Origin of the sequence: Paraburkholderia lacunae, assembly GCF_003353175.1 — a bacterium.
GTDB lineage: Bacteria > Pseudomonadota > Gammaproteobacteria > Burkholderiales > Burkholderiaceae > Paraburkholderia > Paraburkholderia lacunae.
The window spans coordinates 122,059-140,152 of record NZ_QHKS01000013.1 but is presented as its reverse complement, the minus strand read 5'-3'; the positions used below and the strand labels follow the sequence as shown (position 1 = coordinate 140,152).

The 18,094-nt window shown below is 61.2% G+C and carries 14 protein-coding genes; 1 reads left to right on the top strand and 13 read right to left on the bottom strand.

Annotated elements, in window-relative coordinates; genetic code table 11:
* Window positions 1-124: 124 nt before the first annotated feature.
* From DLM46_RS21075 to DLM46_RS21055, 5 genes are all read right to left on the bottom strand, one after another.
* Window positions 125-2,086 (bottom strand): beta-galactosidase, encoded by a 1,962-nt coding sequence (locus tag DLM46_RS21075; RefSeq protein WP_115103424.1) that lies wholly within the window; start codon window positions 2,084-2,086, stop codon window positions 125-127.
* A gap of 51 nt (window positions 2,087-2,137) precedes the next feature.
* Window positions 2,138-2,989: a carbohydrate ABC transporter permease gene (locus tag DLM46_RS21070; protein ID WP_115103422.1), complete on the bottom strand. Its 852-nt coding sequence runs from the start codon at window positions 2,987-2,989 to the stop codon at window positions 2,138-2,140.
* Between the two features lie 18 nt (window positions 2,990-3,007).
* Window positions 3,008-3,913, bottom strand: coding sequence for a carbohydrate ABC transporter permease (locus tag DLM46_RS21065; protein ID WP_115103419.1), 906 nt, complete (start codon window positions 3,911-3,913; stop codon window positions 3,008-3,010).
* 64 nt (window positions 3,914-3,977) lie between these two features.
* On the bottom strand, window positions 3,978-5,231 hold the full coding sequence (locus DLM46_RS21060) for an ABC transporter substrate-binding protein (RefSeq protein ID WP_115103417.1): 1,254 nt from the start codon (window positions 5,229-5,231) through the stop codon (window positions 3,978-3,980).
* Window positions 5,232-5,316: 85 nt separating this feature from the next.
* Window positions 5,317-6,474 (bottom strand): ABC transporter ATP-binding protein, encoded by a 1,158-nt coding sequence (locus tag DLM46_RS21055; protein WP_115103414.1) that lies wholly within the window; start codon window positions 6,472-6,474, stop codon window positions 5,317-5,319.
* 365 nt (window positions 6,475-6,839) lie between these two features.
* Here DLM46_RS21055 and DLM46_RS21050 point away from each other — a divergent pair, with 365 nt between their 5' ends.
* Complete coding sequence (locus DLM46_RS21050; RefSeq protein WP_115103412.1) at window positions 6,840-7,862, top strand: LacI family DNA-binding transcriptional regulator; 1,023 nt, start codon at window positions 6,840-6,842, stop codon at window positions 7,860-7,862.
* Window positions 7,863-7,932: 70 nt separating this feature from the next.
* On the opposite strand, the gene DLM46_RS21045 is transcribed toward DLM46_RS21050, so the two are convergent.
* The 8 genes from DLM46_RS21045 to DLM46_RS21010 all read right to left on the bottom strand — a co-directional run bounded on the left by DLM46_RS21045 (window position 7,933) and on the right by DLM46_RS21010 (window position 17,838).
* The gene (locus DLM46_RS21045) at window positions 7,933-9,855 is read right to left on the bottom strand and encodes an NHL repeat-containing protein (RefSeq protein ID WP_115103409.1); all 1,923 of its coding nucleotides are present in this window, start codon (window positions 9,853-9,855) and stop codon (window positions 7,933-7,935) included.
* A gap of 298 nt (window positions 9,856-10,153) precedes the next feature.
* Window positions 10,154-10,756 carry a PqiC family protein gene (locus DLM46_RS21040; protein WP_115103407.1) on the bottom strand — a complete coding sequence of 201 codons (603 nt, stop codon included), beginning with the start codon at window positions 10,754-10,756 and terminating at the stop codon, window positions 10,154-10,156.
* On the bottom strand, window positions 10,753-12,381 hold the full coding sequence (locus DLM46_RS21035) for a PqiB family protein (protein ID WP_115103405.1): 1,629 nt from the start codon (window positions 12,379-12,381) through the stop codon (window positions 10,753-10,755). The genes DLM46_RS21040 and DLM46_RS21035 overlap by 4 nt, the downstream gene beginning before the upstream one ends.
* Complete coding sequence (locus DLM46_RS21030; RefSeq protein ID WP_115103622.1) at window positions 12,374-13,642, bottom strand: paraquat-inducible protein A; 1,269 nt, start codon at window positions 13,640-13,642, stop codon at window positions 12,374-12,376. The genes DLM46_RS21035 and DLM46_RS21030 overlap by 8 nt, the downstream gene beginning before the upstream one ends.
* Before the next feature lie 57 nt (window positions 13,643-13,699).
* Window positions 13,700-14,362 (bottom strand): DUF3313 domain-containing protein, encoded by a 663-nt coding sequence (locus tag DLM46_RS21025; RefSeq protein WP_115103403.1) that lies wholly within the window; start codon window positions 14,360-14,362, stop codon window positions 13,700-13,702.
* 405 nt (window positions 14,363-14,767) lie between these two features.
* Window positions 14,768-16,441 (bottom strand): alkaline phosphatase family protein, encoded by a 1,674-nt coding sequence (locus tag DLM46_RS21020; protein ID WP_115103401.1) that lies wholly within the window; start codon window positions 16,439-16,441, stop codon window positions 14,768-14,770.
* Window positions 16,442-16,610: 169 nt separating this feature from the next.
* The gene (locus tag DLM46_RS21015) at window positions 16,611-17,252 is read right to left on the bottom strand and encodes a DsbA family oxidoreductase (RefSeq protein ID WP_115103399.1); all 642 of its coding nucleotides are present in this window, start codon (window positions 17,250-17,252) and stop codon (window positions 16,611-16,613) included.
* 133 nt (window positions 17,253-17,385) lie between these two features.
* On the bottom strand, window positions 17,386-17,838 hold the full coding sequence (locus DLM46_RS21010; protein WP_115103397.1) for a universal stress protein: 453 nt from the start codon (window positions 17,836-17,838) through the stop codon (window positions 17,386-17,388).
* Between the last annotated feature and the right edge of the window lie 256 nt (window positions 17,839-18,094).

Sequence of the window (18,094 nt, the reverse complement as noted above, 5' to 3'; positions counted from 1 at the left end):
CCCGAAAAATTGAAGCGCTTAAATTCCTGCCTCCGACAAGCCCTTCTCAAACACAGTCCGCACGGTTCAGCCGGGTCCACGGGCCGGCGCGAAGCATCCGGCCCGCGGTCTCATACGTCGGTTTCTACGTCTGCCACGCGCAGACATCGCCGGTTCCGAGCTGCGGCTGCCCGAGCACGAAAGTCGCATCGACCGGCGCCGGTGCCTCGACCTGGGCCGCGCCGAAGTTGAACGCGAACGTCAGATTGCCGCGCCGACGGATACGCAAGCCCTCAGCCAGCACGTGAACCCGGATGCCCGCGTCCTTCGCCGCCTGCTCGAGAACGGCCCGATGCAATGCATGCGATAACCACCCGGCCACATAGCGAACCCGTCCGTGAGCCAGCACCGCCGGCCATGCGTCGTCGAAATGCGCTTCGACGCGAGTCTCGCCATTGGCTCGAACGTGCTCGCGCCAATGCACGGCGACTCCGCGCGTGCCGCCGATCGAAGTCGCGGGGCTGAGCGTCGGGCGCAGCGATTCGACTTCGAGCACCTGGATCGGCAGTACCCGCTGCAACGCGCCGGGCGCGAGGTTCGACGGAATGGCGAAGTCCGCCGTCTTCGAACCGCTCCTCGGACCGAACACCCATTGCGCCGAACTCCGCTCGATCTGCCCGATGAGCGCATCGTCGATCACCGCGATGCCCGGCACTACGACGAGCCCGTACTGCGACAGATCGGCTCGACTGGAGACGATATCGACATCGAGGCCGAGTTCGCGCAGCGCCTCGTAGTAGTCGAATGCGAGCGTTTGATAGTCGAAGGTCTTGCCGTGCCGCTGGATCTCGAACATCCACTGCGTCTCGTAGTCGAAGACGAGCGCGGTCGCGGCGCGCGCCGGCGCGTCGAGCCCGGACAGCGCTTCGGACGCGGCAATCTCGCGCGCCGCCTGCTGCACTTCGAGCCCGCCTGGCGACAGTTCGTTGTTCGGCAGGTTGAGTCCCGAGTGCATCTGCTCCTGCGCATACGGGCACTGGCGCCAGCGAAAATACGACACCAGTTCCGCGCCGTGCGCGAACGCCTCGTAGGCCCACAGCCTGACCATGCCTTTCGCAGGCACCGGATTCCACGGCGCCCAGTTCACCGGCCCCGCCTGCTGCTCCATGACCCAGAAGCGCCCGCCGCCGATCGCACGGTAGCGGTCGTGATCGAACGCGGAGACGTCAGGATGCGCCGTGCGTGCGTAGAGCGCCTTCTGCTCTTCGGGCAACGCGATGGACTCGGTTCGCGCTATCGGGTAGCTGTCCCACGCGGCCACGTCGATGCTGTTGTCCGCGGCGAACCGGTAGTGATCGAAAGTCGTGAAAAAGCCCATGAAGTTGTGCAGCAGATCCGCGTGCGGCGCGAGGCGCCGCAGCACGTCGATCTGCTCGCGATGAAAACTCGCCACCTCGTCGGACATGAAGCGGCGAAAGTCGAGCAGATGGATTGGATTGGCGTCGGTAGGCGTCAGGTTCGGCAGGCCGATCGCGTCGAACGATGGATACTCCATGCTCCAGAACACGTTGCCCCACGCTTCGTTCAAGCCGTGCACGGTCTCGTAGCGGCGTTGCAGCCAGGCCTGAAAACGCCGCCGCGCGGCGGGCGAATAACTCGGCACCGTTTCATGGCAGCCGAGTTCGTTATCTGTTTGCCACGCGACGATCGACGCATGCGCGCCATAACGCTCGGCCATCGCGGTCACGATCCGCAAACAGGCCTCGCGGTAAGTCTCGCTGGAAATGTCGTAGTGCCGGCGCGAGCCGAAGTTCCAGCGCGTGCCGTCCGCGCGCACCGGCAGCACGTCCGGATACGCGTCGATCAACCACTTCGGCGGCGACGCGGTCGGCGTGCCGAGTATCAGTTTCAAGCCCCGGGCCGAAAGCGTATCGATCGCTTCGTCGAGCCAGCCCCACACGTATTGGCCGGCGCGCGGCTCCATCCGGCTCCACGCGAATTCCGCTATACGTACGTGCGTGATGCCGAGGGCGGCCATGCGCTGCGCGTCGTCGGCCCACATCGCACGGGGCCATTGTTCCGGGTAATAGCACACACCAAGTTGCATGAGAGAGTCTCGTTCAAAGGAAGAGATGCCGACCAAAAACCGCCTGTGCGCTCAGCCCTTGCTGGCGCCGAAAGTCAGGCCGGCGACAAAATGCTTCTGCATCGCGAAGAACATCAGCACGGACGGCAGTGCGGCGAGCACCGAGCCGGCGGCGACGAGATTCCATGCCGTGGTCCATTGGCCCTTGAGCGCGGCCACGCCGACCGTGATCGGCGCGGCTTCATCGCCCTGGGTCAGACAAAGCGCCCAGAAGTAGTCGTTCCAGACGAAGGTGAAAACCAGAATGCCGAGCGCGGCCAGCGCCGGACGGATCAGCGGCAGGACGATGCGCCTGTAGATCGTCCACTCGCTCGCGCCTTCCACACGCGCCGCTTCGATCAATTCGAACGGCAACTGCTTGATGAAATTGCGCAGGAACAGCGTGCAAAAGCCGGTCTGGAACGACACGTGAAAGATCACCAGCGCCCATACGGTATTGAACAGGCCGACCTTCAGCGCCATGTCGCGCACTGGAATCATCAGGATCTGGATCGGCACGAAGTTGCCCGCGACAAAGGCGAACAGCACGGCGGTGTTGCCGCGGAACCGGTAGGTCGCGAGTGCGAAGCCCGCCATCGACGCCAGCACGATCGCGCCGATGACCGAAGGCACCGTGATCAGAATGCTGTTGGCGAAGTAGTGCAGCATCGGCGTCTGCGTGAGCGCCGTACCGTAGTTTTCGAGCAGCGCGACATGCTTCGGCCAACCCCAGTAGTCGCCTTGCGACAGTTCATCGGAGGATCGGATCGACGTGACCAGCACGGCCAGCATCGGCATCAGCCAGACAAGCAGCGCGACCGGCAATGACGCCTTGTACAGCGTGCGGTTCAATGGTTTCCAGCGTTCGACGGGAAGCGGATACATGAGCGTGACTCCAGGAACTCAGCGTTCTTCGCGCAACATGCGGCGCAGATGGAACACGATATAGACGAGCATGATGGCGAACAGCACGACGGCAATCGACGCGGAATAGCCTTCGCGGTAGTACTTGATCGCCTGGTCGTACATGTAATAGGCCAGCACAGTGGAGCTGTCGAACGGACCGCCGCCGCTCATCACGGCAATCAGGTCGAAGCTGCGCAGCGCGCCGATCACGGTCAGCACGACGGCCATGAAGGTGGCGGGCCGAAGCTGCGGCAGGATCACGTGCCACAGAAGACGCATGCCCTTCGCGCCCTCCATGCGCGCCGCCTCGACCACCTCCGGATTGATGGCCGTGAGGCCGGTCAGATACAGCACCATGCAGAACGGCGTCTGCGGCCACAGCGCGGCGAAGATGATCCCGAACGTCACCGTGTGCGCGTCGCCCAGCACAGGGATGCCGTGTCCGACGATCAGGCGCAGCAGCCCGAAGCCGGGATCGTAAAACCAGCTGAACACAAGACCGACCACGACGCCCGAGAGCACGAACGGCGCGAAAAACAGCGACTTCACGACCCGCATGCCGCGAATCTGCTGGTTCAGGTACAACGCGAACAGCAAGCCGAGCGGCGGCGCGAGCAGGAACAAGGCAAGCCAGATCAGGTTGTTCTTCAGCGCCGTGTAGAACGTGTCCGAATGGAACAGCTCGATGTAGTTGTCGAGTCCGGCGAAGGTCTTCGGCGTCATACCGTCCCAGTTATAGAAGCTGAGCGAAATGCTGCTGATGATCGGGTAGATCACGCACAGGCAAAACAACGCGCAACCCGGCAACAGGAAAAAAAATGCGGCGCGGTTCTGGTGACGGCGCGTTGTCGAGACGTGCCGGTGCTGAGCCGCCGGCAGGCGGCCCGCTACGGGATGAGACATGATTGGCCTCGTCAGGGATCGAAGGCGAGCGTCAGTCGTCGAAACATCGCTGACGCTCACCGGCTTACTTTTTGTAGATGCGCTTGCGGGTCGCTTCGAGGCGCACAAGCAGCGCATCGATTTGCGAAGGATCGCTATAGAACTGCTGCATCGCTTTCATGCCTTCGTCGGCCATTTCCTTGGTCATGTCGCGATCGTAGAACTGCGCGATGCCGCCTTTGGTGTTGGCGAGCGTCTGGAATCCAACCTTCGAGATCGCATCTTCAGGCTCGGCCGCCTGGCTGTTGGACGGTAACGTGCCCCATCCCTTCGCGAGATCCGCGTTGATTTGCGGCTGCTCCATGAACGCCAGCAGCTTGCGCGCATCGGCCTTGTTCTTCGCCTTCGCGGGGATCAACAGCACATTCACCGGCCCGTCTTCGGCCATCGGCACATTGGCATCAATCACGGGGAATCGGAAGTAGCCGGTCTCGGGTTTGACGGAGGCAGGGATGCTCGCCGAGAAGAACGTGCCCATCAGCATCATCGACGCCTTGCCGTTCACGAGAAACGGCGCGATCGAATCGAGATCGTAGGACAGCGCGTTGTCGATGAAATAGTGCTCGTCGATCAAGGTTTTCCACGCGGTGTAGACCTTCTTCACACGCGCGTCCGTGTACGGAATCTCGCCTGCCATCAGCTTCTGATGGAACGCGTTGCCGTTGATGCGCAGGTCGAGATAGTCGAACCATGCGGCGAGCGTCCAGCTATCGCGTGCGGCAACGGCGATCGGCGCGACGCCGCTTGCCTTGAGCTTCTTGCAGGCGTCGAGAAATTCTTCCCACGTCTTCGGTTCGCCCTTGATGCCCGCCTTCTCGAACAGATCCTTGCGATAGAAAAAGCCGTACGCGTCGTAGCCGAGCGGCGCCGCATACTGCTTGCCCTTATAAGTGGACGCTTCCTTGACCGACGCATACTGCTGCGACCAGCCGTTCTTGTTCCAGTCCGGCGACAGGTCCTCGAGCAGGCCACGCTGCGCGTAATACGCCATGCGCTCGCCGTCGTGCCACGACACGACATCAGGCGGATCGGTGGCGAGCCAGCCGCCCAACTGCACCTTGTAGGCCTCCTCGGCGACGTAGGTCACCTTGAGATCGACGTCGGGGTTGGCTTTCTTGAACTTGTCGAAGGCATCCTGCCAGGTCGAACGCTGATTTCCGCGCGCCGACACATTGACCGCGAGCGTGGCGGCGTCGGCCGCGGCGCATGCAAGCACGGCCGTAACCAGAGAGGCGGCAACCGATACGTGAGCCAGCCGGCGAAGGCGATAAGCAATCATCTTTTGTCTCCTTAACTACCTTGTTAGCTGACAGCGCACTGCTGTCAGGCGATGAAATCCGCTCTGTGGCGGAGTTCGGCTTTGCTTAGGCCGCGACTCGCTCAGGTTCGAGCGCGCTGCGCCGCAGCGCGATGCCGTCGGCATCGAACAGATGACATGCGGAAGGCGGAACGTGAACGCGAATGCGCTCGCCGGAACCGAGCGGCGAATCGCCTGGCGCCTTGGCGATCAGCGTTCCGCCCGCATGATCCGCATGGATATAGCTGTGTTCGCCGAGCCGTTCCGAAAGCACCGTGGCGCACTGAATGGACTGCTCCTTGCCGTGGAGGCCATGGAGGCCGTCAAGGCGCAGGTGTTCCGGACGCACGCCGAGCGTGACCGGCTGAGCGGGTTGCAGACGCCGGCCGTCGACGTGCGCGACCAGCCGTTCGCCGCTTTGCGCGAGCGACACCGTTACGCTGCCCGCGTCGATCGAGTCGACCACGGCATCGATGAAATTCATCCGCGGCGAACCGATGAAGCCCGCCACAAAGCGCGACTTCGGATGGTGATACAACTCGAGCGGCGCGCCGCTCTGCGCGATGCTGCCGAATCGCTCGGCATCCGCGCCCGCGTGCAGCAGCACGATCCGGTCGGCGAGCGTCATCGCCTCGACCTGGTCGTGCGTGACGTACACCACGCTCGCATTCTCGAAGCGCTGGTGCAGCCTGGCGATTTCAACACGGGTCTGCCCTCGCAGCGCGGCGTCGAGATTCGATAACGGCTCGTCGAACAGGAACACACCGGGCTCGCGCACGATCGCCCGGCCGATCGCCACGCGTTGCCGCTGGCCGCCAGACAAGGCTTTCGGATAACGCTCGAGCAGCGCGTCCAATTGCAGAATGCGCGCGGCCTCGCGCACCTTCCGGTCGATCACGTCTCGCGGCTGCTTCGCGAGCTTCAGACCGAACGCCATGTTGTCGAACACGGTCATGTGCGGAAACAGCGCGTAGCTTTGGAACACCATCGCGACACCCCGCTCGGCGGCGGGCACGTCGTTCACGAGACGCCCACCGATCCGCAATTCGCCTTCGCTCAGGTCTTCGAGACCGGCGATCATTCTCAGCAAGGTTGACTTGCCGCAACCCGACGGTCCAAGAAAAACGCAGAACTCGTGTTGCGCGATATCCAGATTCACGCGCCGGATCACCGGCGCATGATCGCCGTACGACTTCTGCACGTTCGCGAGATGGATTGTGGTCATGCTGCCTCCCGCCGGGCCGCCCCAAGGGAGGCAGCGGCCCCCCTGGGGGGCAGCGAACGAATGTGAGTGTGGGGGTCGTTCATCATGCCTCCCGCCGGGCCGCCCCAAGGGAGGCAGCGGCCCCCTTGGGGGGCAGCGAACGAATGTGAGCGTGGGGGTAGTTCATCATGCCTCCGGATTTAAACGCTTAAATTTGTTTCAAAAAAAATCGGCCAGCCCTTGTGCAGCAGGCATTTAATCGCTTAAATTCGGGGTTCGGGAAAGCTCGCATGATTTTGTCTCCTGTGTGTTTGCACGAAACTTAGCAAACGTCGCGGGTCGCTTGCAACATTTGAATCACATTCCCTGAATATGGGATAAGAGAAATGGTCACCTTGTCTGAAGTCGCCAAACGCGCGCGGGTTACCGCTGCGACGGTTTCCAACGTGCTGCGCAATCGGGAGAAGGTCCGCCCGGAAACGGCGGAACGCGTATTGCGAGCCATCGCCGATCTCGGCTACCGGCCGAATCTGAACGCGCGCGCGCTGGCAGAGGGCCGCTCGTCGACGTTGGCGCTGATGTTGTCGAACATCTCGAATCCGTTCTATCCCGAGTTCGTGCTGGCGGCCGAGCGCGCGGCGCGCAAGGCGGGGCACTTCCTGATGGTGTGCAATACCGACGACGATGCCGAGGTCGGCCGGGCCTACCTGAACCAGATCGCGGGAACGTTTGCCGACGGCGTCCTCGTCATGAACACGGATATCGCGTTCAACGAGTTCTGTATTTCAACGATACAGAGTGCGCCGATCCTGTTGACGATGTGGGAGCATCCCGAGACCCCGCCTCCCCTACCGTGCATCGCCGTGGACTTCGCGCGAGCGGGCGCGCTGGCCGCCACGCATCTGCTCGAACTGGGCCATCGCGATATCGGCATGCTGGTCGGCGACGGCTGCGGCGGCTTGCAGGATGCGCGCTCCAACGGCTTTCGTGCGGTGATGCGCGAGGCCGGGATCGAAACCGACGCTGCTGCGATGCTGCAGGTACGCGACTCGATCGACGCCGGCTACATCGCCTGCATGCAACTGATGGCGAACAGGCCGCGACTGAGCGCGATCTTCGCGACCAACGATCTGCTCGCGATCGGCGCCGCCCAGGCCCTGATCACCCTGCGCCGCGCGGTGCCGGATGACGTCTCGGTCATCGGCATCACGGACATTCAACTGGCTCATCAGGTGCACCCGGCGTTGACGACGGTGGCGATCCAGACCGCTGCCGTCGCCGAGTTGTCGGTCGACAGGCTCATCCGCCTTATCCAGGCGCCCACACAGCAACCGTCGATGGTGGTTGGCCCTGCGCCGGAACTCGTCGTGCGCGCATCGACGGGCCCGCGGCGAGCGGGATCGAGGTGAGCTTGCAAAGCTCGAGAGTCTTGCAAGCCGGACACCGGGAAAGCAGGTACGACGGACCCAGGAGGATTTTCTATCTGGGCGTCCAACGATAAACAACCATGCTGGAGCCGTTGTAGTTGTCCTTCGTGACCACGTATTCCCCGCTCGAGCGAAGGTACGATCTCAGGCCGTACATCGAATCCACGTCATTGCCGACGTCCACATTGCCGGAACTGCTGTTGATCAACGTGGTGTCCAGATTGCCTGTGATGAGATTGAAGGCGTCGATGTTGGGCGCGGTGTGCACGTATCCGAGGAAGAGATAGTTGCCGGCTGCCGTGATCGACTTGGGATTGGCGCTGGTGATGTTGATCACCGGATTGGGAGTGGTGGTGTTACCTGCGCGCCAGCCGTGATACACCTCGATCCTCGTGTTCATGGCCGTCCAGTCCCAGCTCCCGGCGATGCCCTGCGCGAGGATCATGGTGTCGCTATCCGGCAGGTAGATGATTCGCGTCAACGGTCTGATGCTCATCGGAATGCGAGTTGCAATGGCTGCTCCCCATGTCGGCTTGCCGTCGGCATCGAAGCCCGTCAGCGGATAGTGGTAAATGTGGTTCGTCCTGTCCAGACCGGCCCAGACGTCTCCCTTGCTATCGAGGCAAAATCCCCCCGTGACCGGCCTGGCCGTATTGAACGCCGTGCCGGGTATCGAGGCGTCCGGTATGGCGATGTAGCCATTCGCGGCATTGAAGTGGAAGAAGTAGAAGATCGCGGGGTTCTGGCCGGATGCCACGAGGATCCGGTTGGCGCCGACGCTGGTGAGCTGACCGAAGTGCTCGTTGCGTTGCGTATCGTTGAGGTTGAGTCGTGGATCGGACGGATAGTCGAATGGATTGACGGTGTTCGCTACGTAGCTTCCTCCAGCGGTGCCGGTGAAGATGTGGGCGCCTCCATAGAAGTAAGCGCCGTCTGTACCCGGGTCCGGGGCGCCGATCCCTTCGAAGTTGAGGGCCTGGAGCTTCCATTGCAGCTTGCCCGTGCTGTCGTAGGCGTGAATGTCGGTGCCGCCGTTGCGCCCGAGGTCCCACGTCCCGCCCCACGGATTGTTGAGCACATAGAGGTTGCCGGCGGAGTCTTTGCCGATGCCCGTGACCCGTGTGAATCGTTTGTCGCCGACCTGGCCTTTGATGCCAGTCGTGGTGTCGAGATATCCGCCCTGAATGCCGAACGTGCCGGCCAGACTGGGAATGCCCGAGATGGTGTAGATCTTGATGTTCATGTCGGGTCCCTCGTCGCCGATCATGAGCTGCCCAGTCGCCGCGTCGAAATACAGCGCGGACGGCCGCGAGGCAGCGGACATCTGGATGGTGTTCAGCGGCGCACCGGACGTGCTGAATTCGAGGATCGTGCCCGCGCTCTTCTGCGCAACCCAGATATTTCCCGCGCCGTCCACGGCGAGCGCGCCAGGGCCCGAGACGCCGATATCCCGCTGCCAGACGCCGTCGGTGGTGTAGACCCGCACGCGATTGCCGGGAAAGTCGCTCGCATAAAGAAGTGAGCCCGACGTCGCAAGTCCGGTGACGACATCGGCCCGCTGCTCATTCGTTGTCGCGCTCACGGCAAGGAGAAGATCGCGAGTTTGACTGGTTCGGTTGTAGCGCCCGACCCTGCCGCTGCCGCCGTTCCTGCTAAATGCCAAAGCAGCGAAAATCGAGGTTGCATTACCCGTAATGGCGCCGCCCTGAAACTCGCTGTTAATGCCTATCGAACCGATGCTTTGGCCATTCCGGTATAGGGCGACGCCGCCCTCGTTTTCGTCCCACAGCGAAGCGGTATAGAGGGTTCCCTCCGGAGCGACCCACATGGAACGAGCTCCGTTGCCCACGTGAGTGGCGATGGTTCCGTATGTATTCGCCACCCAGTCGGTGGTGTACTGCGCCTGGCATTCCGGCGCCATCGTGGCGATCAGCGCTGTCGTAAGGAATGCGGCATAGATTCGTTTCCTGGCCATGAGCGATGCCCTCCTGACTGTAGCGCCGCTATAACGTGAATCGCAGGGCGCGATATCTTCGGCGGCTTCGGCTACGCACAGACCGTCGTTAAATCAGCGGTCTTCTGGAGTGTAGGAGATGCCATCGAGTCCATGGCGATCGTAGTGGCGAAAGACGGCAGACTCGTGAAACTGCCCGCGATACCGCAACGACGCGCAACGACGGCGATGCGCCGTGCATGGGTCTGCCTCGATCGATTTCGCTGACGCGTGCTCTGGCCCGCGTTCGTCGCGGCTACGGGAGCGATGTCGCCTTTGCTCAGTCCTTCGATGTAATTGCTGGCATAGAACGACGCGTCGCTGCCGCGATATCGTTCGCTACGGACGCGAGGGCGCGGCTGTGCGCGTTGACCAGGGCGTCGTAGCCAGGCCCGCTCACGGCCTCGTGCACCACAGAGCGCCCGCTAAACGGCTCGCTTCGCTTCGGCGGACGCACCGACCAGAGCACCGCCAGCGCCACCGTACCGTCCGCTGACGAATCGAAAGTCTGCACGTCAACCGATACGTGGTAAGCGTTATCGCCCACACGTTGTGGATAGGTCGAGACGATCGCTCCAGGCATGATCTGCGCGAGATCCGCAGCGAGTACACGCGGAATCTGACTCTTCAATGGATCGGCCCAGCGCGCGAACTCGTCGATAGACACGCGGTTCGCGTCGAGCTTCATGACGATTTGCGACCGGTCGACCAGTTCGGGAACCGTGACCGGATCGATGGCGATTGCGATCGGACTGGCGCTCGGCCGCTGTTCGACAATCTGAACCGGGCTCAACGTGTAGAACTTCGAGCTCGGCGAGGTGGCGCATCCCGCGAACAAGGTCAGCACGATCATGCTCAGCGCTAACGATGGAAATCGGCTCATGGCTTGTCCTCGGTCTTGCCACGGATCAGCGCCTCCGGATGGCGTTCGAGATACTCCGCAAGCGAACGGATCGAGACCGCGGCCCGCGACAACTCCCGCATTGTCTCGGCGGTGCTTTGCTGCAATGGCGAGTCGCTTTGCAACGTGCGATTCGCCGACGTGAGCGCTTCGCGAGCCGCGGCCAGCGTCGCTTTGGCGTCAGGTGCAATATCCGTATTGATGGTATTCAGCAGCGTGTCCGCATCACCGAGGGTTTTGCGCAGATCCTTGCTGATGCCATCGAACGGAATCTCGTTCAGTTTAGCGACGAGACTGGTAATCGATTCCTGCAGCCCCTGCAGGTTACCCGGCACCGTTGGCAATTCCGGCGTCTTTTTACTCCAATCCATCTTCGCCTTCGGGGCGGAGGAGAAGAAATCGATCGCGATATACAGTTGTCCGGTAAGCAGGCTTGCCGTTCTCAGTTGTGCCCGCAGCCCCTTCGATACCAGGTAGTCCGCAAACTCTTTGCGCTCCGACGATATTTGCCCTTTTTGGCTTTGCCATTCGTCGCGTGAAATCAAGCGTTCCGGGAAAATGGTGACTTCGACCGGGATGCTGAACGCCCGCGCGGCCGGATCAAAGTGCGTGTTGATCGCCGATACCTCGCCGATGACTATCCCGCGAAAGTCGATGGGTGCGCCCACGGTCAGCCCACGCACGGACTCCTTGAAGTTCAGCACGTATCTATCGATGATCGCGTCATGCCGCTTCATCGCTTCGGCCCGATTGACGAAAAGTTCGTACTGGTGCTTCGCGTCGGCTTCAACCCTGTTCGTCGTGTCAGGCGGATTTTCGAATGCAAGGCCACCGATCAGGATCGATACCAGCGATTCGGTGTCTACCTTCACACCGGTCGTATCCAGAGTCACATCGACGCCGCTTGCGTGCCAGAAGCGGGTGTCGTTCGTCACGTACTTGTCGTAAGGCGCATTGATAAAGACGTGCAGGGTCATTCCCGCGCCCTCGGGATCGAGCGCGTAAGAGACGATCTGACCCACCTGAAGCCGCCGGAAGAACACCGGCGAGCCGATATCGAGCGAGCCCAGGTTCTCGCTTTTCAGCACGAACTCTCGCCCCGGCGCACCTGAGGCGAGGACGGGCGGCGACTCGAGTCCGACGAAATCACGTCGCGCTTTTTGCGATGTACCGATATCCATTCCGATGTGCGAACCGGACAATAACGTGCCGATGCCCGATACCGTGCCGCCCGAGATGCGCGGTCGAACGACCCAGAAGCGGGTATCGTCGACGAGCATGCTGGAAGCGTTGCGGGACATTTCAGCGCTGGCGAGCACCGTCTTGTGATCGTCGGAGAGTTCAACGTTTTTGATTACACCGATATCGACATTCTTGAACTTGATCTTCGTCTTGCCGGCCTCAATCCCCTCACCCGTGGAAAACCTGATCGTGACGGTCGGGCCTTTTTGCATGACGGACTGCACGACCAGCCAGCCGGCTATCAGCACTGCAACAAGCGGCACCAACCATACAAGCTGCACACGCCACTTCGACGGTTTGGCGGCAACGACTGCTGGAAGGCCGGGTGCATTCTCTTCATCGTTCTGTCCGGACAACTTATTCACCTTCTGACTCCACTGCGTCCCAGATGAGTCGTGGATCGAATGACAATGCGGCGAACATGGTTAGCACGACTACCGCACCGAATGCAATCGCCCCGAGACCTGCGTCGATGGTGGCCACCGAACCGAACTGCACGAAAGCGACAAGGATGGTAATCACGTAGATATCGAGCATCGACCAGCGGCCAACGAGCTCCACCAGCCGGTAAATACGCGTGCGTTCGTGAGGAATTAGCGGAGAGCGCAGCTGGGTACTCCACGCGAGATAAGCTAACGACAGAATCTTGAGCATTGGCACCACAAGGCTTGCGATGAACACGATCGCGGCAAGCAGCCACGACCCGGAGGTCCAGAGAAATACGACGCCACTCAGGATCGTGTCGGATCGCGCACCGAACAAGGTACTCGTGACCATGACCGGCAGGAGAATCGCGGGGACATAAAGGATCATGGCGGCGAACAGGAATGCCCAGGTGCGAACGAGACTATTGGGCTTGCGCAAATGCAGCGCTGCGTGACAACGCGGACAGCTCCCACCGTGGACGTGTGCGAGCGGCTTCGAGAGCAGACCGCAGTCGTGACAAACGAACAGCCCTGCGCGCGCGGCCGTGGCCGGTGTGGTACCTGCGCTCAAAAGGTGTGATACGCCGCCGTCGCTTTGCATCGCATCGATACGCGCCCATAGATCACGCGTGTTAAACGTAACGGACGCTGCCGCAAGCAGCACCATCACCGCTCCGAATGCCCAGATCGCGACGCCGGGGACGACTGTTGCGATGTGCTGGAGTTTGACAAGCGCGACCAGCATGCCGAGCATCAGAACCTCGATCATTCCCCATGGCGCAACATGCCTCAGCACACGAAGAACAATTTCAGGCCTATGGGGAAATCCGCCTGTATGCAACGGCAGGAGTAGATAGATCACGGCCGCTATGTTCAGTGACGGCATCAAAATCGTTGTCACGAAGACAAGGCCCGCGATCGGCCACATACCGTCTGCGTACAGAGACGAAGCCGCGCCGAAAAGCGTGGTTTCGACAAGCGCTCCATTGACCCAGAGTCCGAAGATGGGAAAGCGATTGGCGACCACAAACAGGATCGCCGCGGCCAAGGTGAGCGCCAGTGCGCGATCGTGCGTTGCCGGCACGCATCGGTAGAGGACTGCATCGCATCGACGGCACCGCGCGGTGCCGCCCTTGACTAGCGGCGTCTCCCGCTGGAGAAAATCACATTCGTGACACGCGATCAGGCTGGCTTTATTCATCTTCGGCATCCGCTTGCGGGCACACGATCCAGAAGCGTCACCCCTCTATACGGCAGGTCATTTGAATTGCGCAACCAGCGCGTCCGCGCCTTTGTCGATCCCGGTCTTCGACGCACTTAGCGAACTGAAGCTCGCGCCGAGGTTGAATGGGTTCGGGTATTGCTTGGTCACGTAAGCACTGAGGAGGCGGTTGCTCGAAGCGTCGTAGATCTCGACTGCGTAGATAACCGAACCCATGAAGGCGCCTTCCCGGCCGCGAACGGCTTGAACACCGTTATAGAGGTTGCCGCCAATGTCGAAGTGCGTAAATGCGCTGAGCACGGGCGTATTGGTCTTCGCCCCCGTCAGGACCAGCTTCAGGCGCAACGTGTTGGGGCCGGCCTCATTAGCCAGCTGGAATCGGCCGCGCAGCTTTTCAGCAAACTTGCTTTGCATATAGCTCGCAAGAACCGCTTTATCTTCGTCGTGCATGTCGCCGAACTGGTTATCCGCGCCTTGATAAACCGTCACCGGGTCGATGATCAGCCTGGTGTACTTCTGCCAGTCTGTCTGGGGCGCAAAGCGATATGGCACGCGGGTCGAGTCGTCCTGCGTATTGGGTCGCAAATAGGTGGATGACGGGATCCCCGAGTACGCGACTGGCGGCACGCTCGAGCAACCTATCAAAGCTGTGCAGATAGCAGCGATCAACAGGTGCCGCGCCTTGACTGACTTAACCATTTATCTCTCCGGGTTCCGATTTCGCGGCTGTCTTTCTGGGAGGTCCAGACCTGACAGTTCATGTGAGGCGCAAGCCTAACATCGCAATTTCAAAATGTAAACCGACCAGGCGGTTTGTTTTTTGTCAAAACGGTTCCGCGTATCGGAGGTAACAACGAATGGTATGTGCGTTAGAGACGTTCGCCCGCTTCATTCAACCGCGCCATCTGCGCCGCGCTGAAAATGTCCGAACAGATGGATTGGCGAGGGTGCCGTGTAGTGATGTTCGGCTGGAGAGGCCGCCCGCTGGCCTCCCCAACCCGGCAGCGACGCGACTTGAGACCGTTGAACGTCTCGAGGAGTCGCGTCGCGCCGCTTGTTTGCCGCTTGTTTGCCGCTCGCCGCCGCTGATGACGGCTTTGTGCGTTAGAAGTGCTCGCGATTGAAGCCAGGCAGTGTGCGCGTTCCTTCGGTCGCGACCGAGTGCAGCAGGTCGGGGTCGACGTCGAGCAGGCGCAGGACTGTCGGCGCAACCTGCGTCGTCAGCACCCGTTCGTCGACGGTCTTGCCGGCGTGATGGGCGCCGGGTACGTAGACCACGAGACCGAGATGGTTGTCGTCGGGAGCATTGCCCCCGTGTTCCTCGTCCTTGGACTTGCTCGACGTATAGATGACGCCCGGGTTGGGCTGGACGATAATGTCGGGCGTGCGTCCGCGAGCGGGATCGCCGAACCGGTCAGCAATCTGCGGGCCGTACAGAATGTACGCTTGCGGGCCATCCGCGCAAATGCCGGGCGCGTTGCAGCTCAGATTGTCCTTCAGCGTCTTCACAACCGCTGACAGCTGACTTTGATCGCGCAACCAGATCAGCCCGACGTCGTCGGTCTGCACGAAGCCCGTATTGACGAGACCCGTCCCGTCATTCAGATTTCCGGTCGTCGTGTTGGCCTGCCCAAAGTTGCCGTTCGGATCCAGATAATTGTTTGCTTCAAGCAGCGCCGTGAGCGTGTCGCCGACCTTCACCAGCTTCGAATGATCCGTCGGAGACTGACCATGCTTCGCGGTGACGATGATCGCCGTCGACGAGTAAAGGCCTTGCTGCTTGAGTTCGGACACGATGCGGCCCAAAGCCCCGTCCAGGTACGTAATCGCAGCCGTCACCTGCGGGCCCGGCGTAAAGCTCGCGTCCAGATAGCCGCCGCCCTTTGTCACAAGCGCCTTCTGTGCGATGCTCAAGGTCTGGAAGTTGCCGCCAAAGACGGTCGGCACGCCGGCACCCGGTTTGCCGGTCGAATCCTTGCCTTCGATCTCGTAGATCAGCGACCGCACATGGAGGTCGTCGAACTTTTCCGTGTGCGTATAGACGTCGGTGTAGGCGCTGTTAGTAGCCGGATCGATCGAATTGATCTCGGTGCGGGAAAGGTCGTCAACGCCTGTTCCCGACGGTCCATTGAGCCAGTCGTAGCCCCACGCGTGCTTGTCCGCCCATGCGGTCCGGGCGCCCTTCACGTTTTGCTTGACCACCTCGAAAATCGTGTTCGTCTTCACGTAGTTATGCGGATACACCGGCGTGCAGACACCGTTGATCAACGCATTCGGTATCGCCTGAGGATTGAATGCACCGCCGCCGTTGAGATTCTTCAGTGCGCCGCCATTCTCTCCATCGATGCCGGTGGTCTCGTCGAACACGACATTCCACCCCTGCTTGCCGGTGCAACTGGTATCGGATGGCGCGTAGAGCGTGCGGTCATAAGACACGTCATAAAACAGGCCTGCCGATTTCGGCGAGCCGCCCGTGACTAACGCGGCGAGACCCGGGAATGAATCCGAGAGGCCAGGCGTGTGGGCATTCGTGTACGTCGTACCGGCCTTGGCCAGCAACGCGAGATTGGGGCAAGAGTTCGAACCGATGCAGCGCGCGACATCCTGCTCGTGCAAGCCGTCGAAGCTGATCAGCAACACGTGCTTCACTGCCTCATTTTCATGCCCGTGTTCATTCGCTTCACTAGCCGCCGCGCCTGCGGCGTGCAGGCCGGCGAGCACCACAACGCCGGCGCCGACGGCATTCCGTACGCGCATCCATCTCCTGATCGTCTTCATTTCCTGTCCTGTTAGAGTGGTCACGAAACATTCGGTAAGAGCAGGAGAATGTGCAACGGAATTAAGACATAGGCATGAACCGGTACTTTCGATTCGCTGACGCAATATGGAACGAAGCCCTTGTATCGGCACCGTCATGGCGAACCGCTGCGCCGGTGGCGGCGCCACACTACACTTCGGCGAGGATTTGCTGGATGACTTGCTCGAAGGCTTCCACGGGTTGTCCGCCGGTCACCAGATAGCGATGATTAAAGATGATCGCCGGCACCGACTGGATGCCCATCGTCCGATGCTTTTCTTCTGCCGCACGAACCTCTTCGGCATACTGCCCACTTCGCAATACGCCAAGTGCCTTCGCGGTATCGAGTCCCACGGATTGGGCTGCTTCGACCAGGACATCGTGGTCGCTCGGGTCCTTGCCCTCGGAATGATAGGCCCGCAGCAGCGCCAGTTTGAGCGGCAACTGCCTGCCTTCGATACCGGCCCAATGCATCAGGCGGTGCGCATCGAAGGTGTTATAGACGCGCGTACGCGGGCCGAAGGCAAAGCCCACGCTCGCGCCGCGCTCGCGGATCATGGCTTGCGTTTCGGCGATTTGCGCCGGTGTGCGGCCGTATTTTTTGCCGAGGTAGCCGACAATGTCCTCGCCGTCCGGCCCCATCTGCGGATTCAACTCGAAAGGATGGACGGTTATCTGGACGTCGACTGCTTCGCCAAGGCGCGATAGCGCAAGCTGAAGCGAGGATAGGCCGATCGCACACCATGGGCACGCGATGTCGGAGACGAAATCGATTGTTAGCGGTTGTGTCATTGCGTTCCTAACGGGGATAACTTGCTGCGCGGCCGGCTTGGTGGGAAGCAACGGCCGCGCACAGGTTAGCCTGGATCGCCATTATTTGCAGGACCGCGCCCCGGATGTGATTTGGGGCAGCGCGTCACGATAGTCAGCCTTCGCGTGGTGCCTTTTTCATCGTCGCCGGATCGCGCACGATCGTCACGGCGCACGGCGCATACGCGAGAACCTGGCGGGCGACTGAACCGATCAGCCAGCGATCGAACGGCGTATGACCGCGATGCCCGACGACAAGATGATCGATATCGTGCCGTTCCGCGTAGAGCACGATCTCCTTCGCGGGTTGCCCTATCACGAGATCGAACTCGGGATGTTCGCCATACGAGACGAGCTTCGCCTTGATTTCGTCGAGAATCTCGTTGGCGTGGCGCAACTCGAAATCGACCATTTCCTTTCTTTCCAGTTCTATCGCACCCCAATCCGGCGCGCGTGCCACGACGAGGACATGCAGGCGCGCGTCAAAGCGCTTGGCAAGATCGACCGCAAAATTGACGGCATGTCGCGCGGATGGCGACCCGTCATAACCTACCAGCACGTTCTGCATGATCTGCTCCCATCCGGTTCGAACCGGAACATGCCTTGATTGAACTGCGACCGTTTCTCGACTTCGCGGCGTCGGCGGGAAAGCGCGCGTGGTCGTCTCCCGGGCGTGCCGCGTGGATCAATGCGGACGACGTCGGCGCCTGGAGCGCTAAGTCGGTTAAGTCAGTTGTGGTCGCTCCTGCCTGGAAGATGCTCGTCAGGTACGGGCGCCGCCGCGTCGGTGTCGGGAAGATCGTCGTCCGGGTTTTGCCGATCCC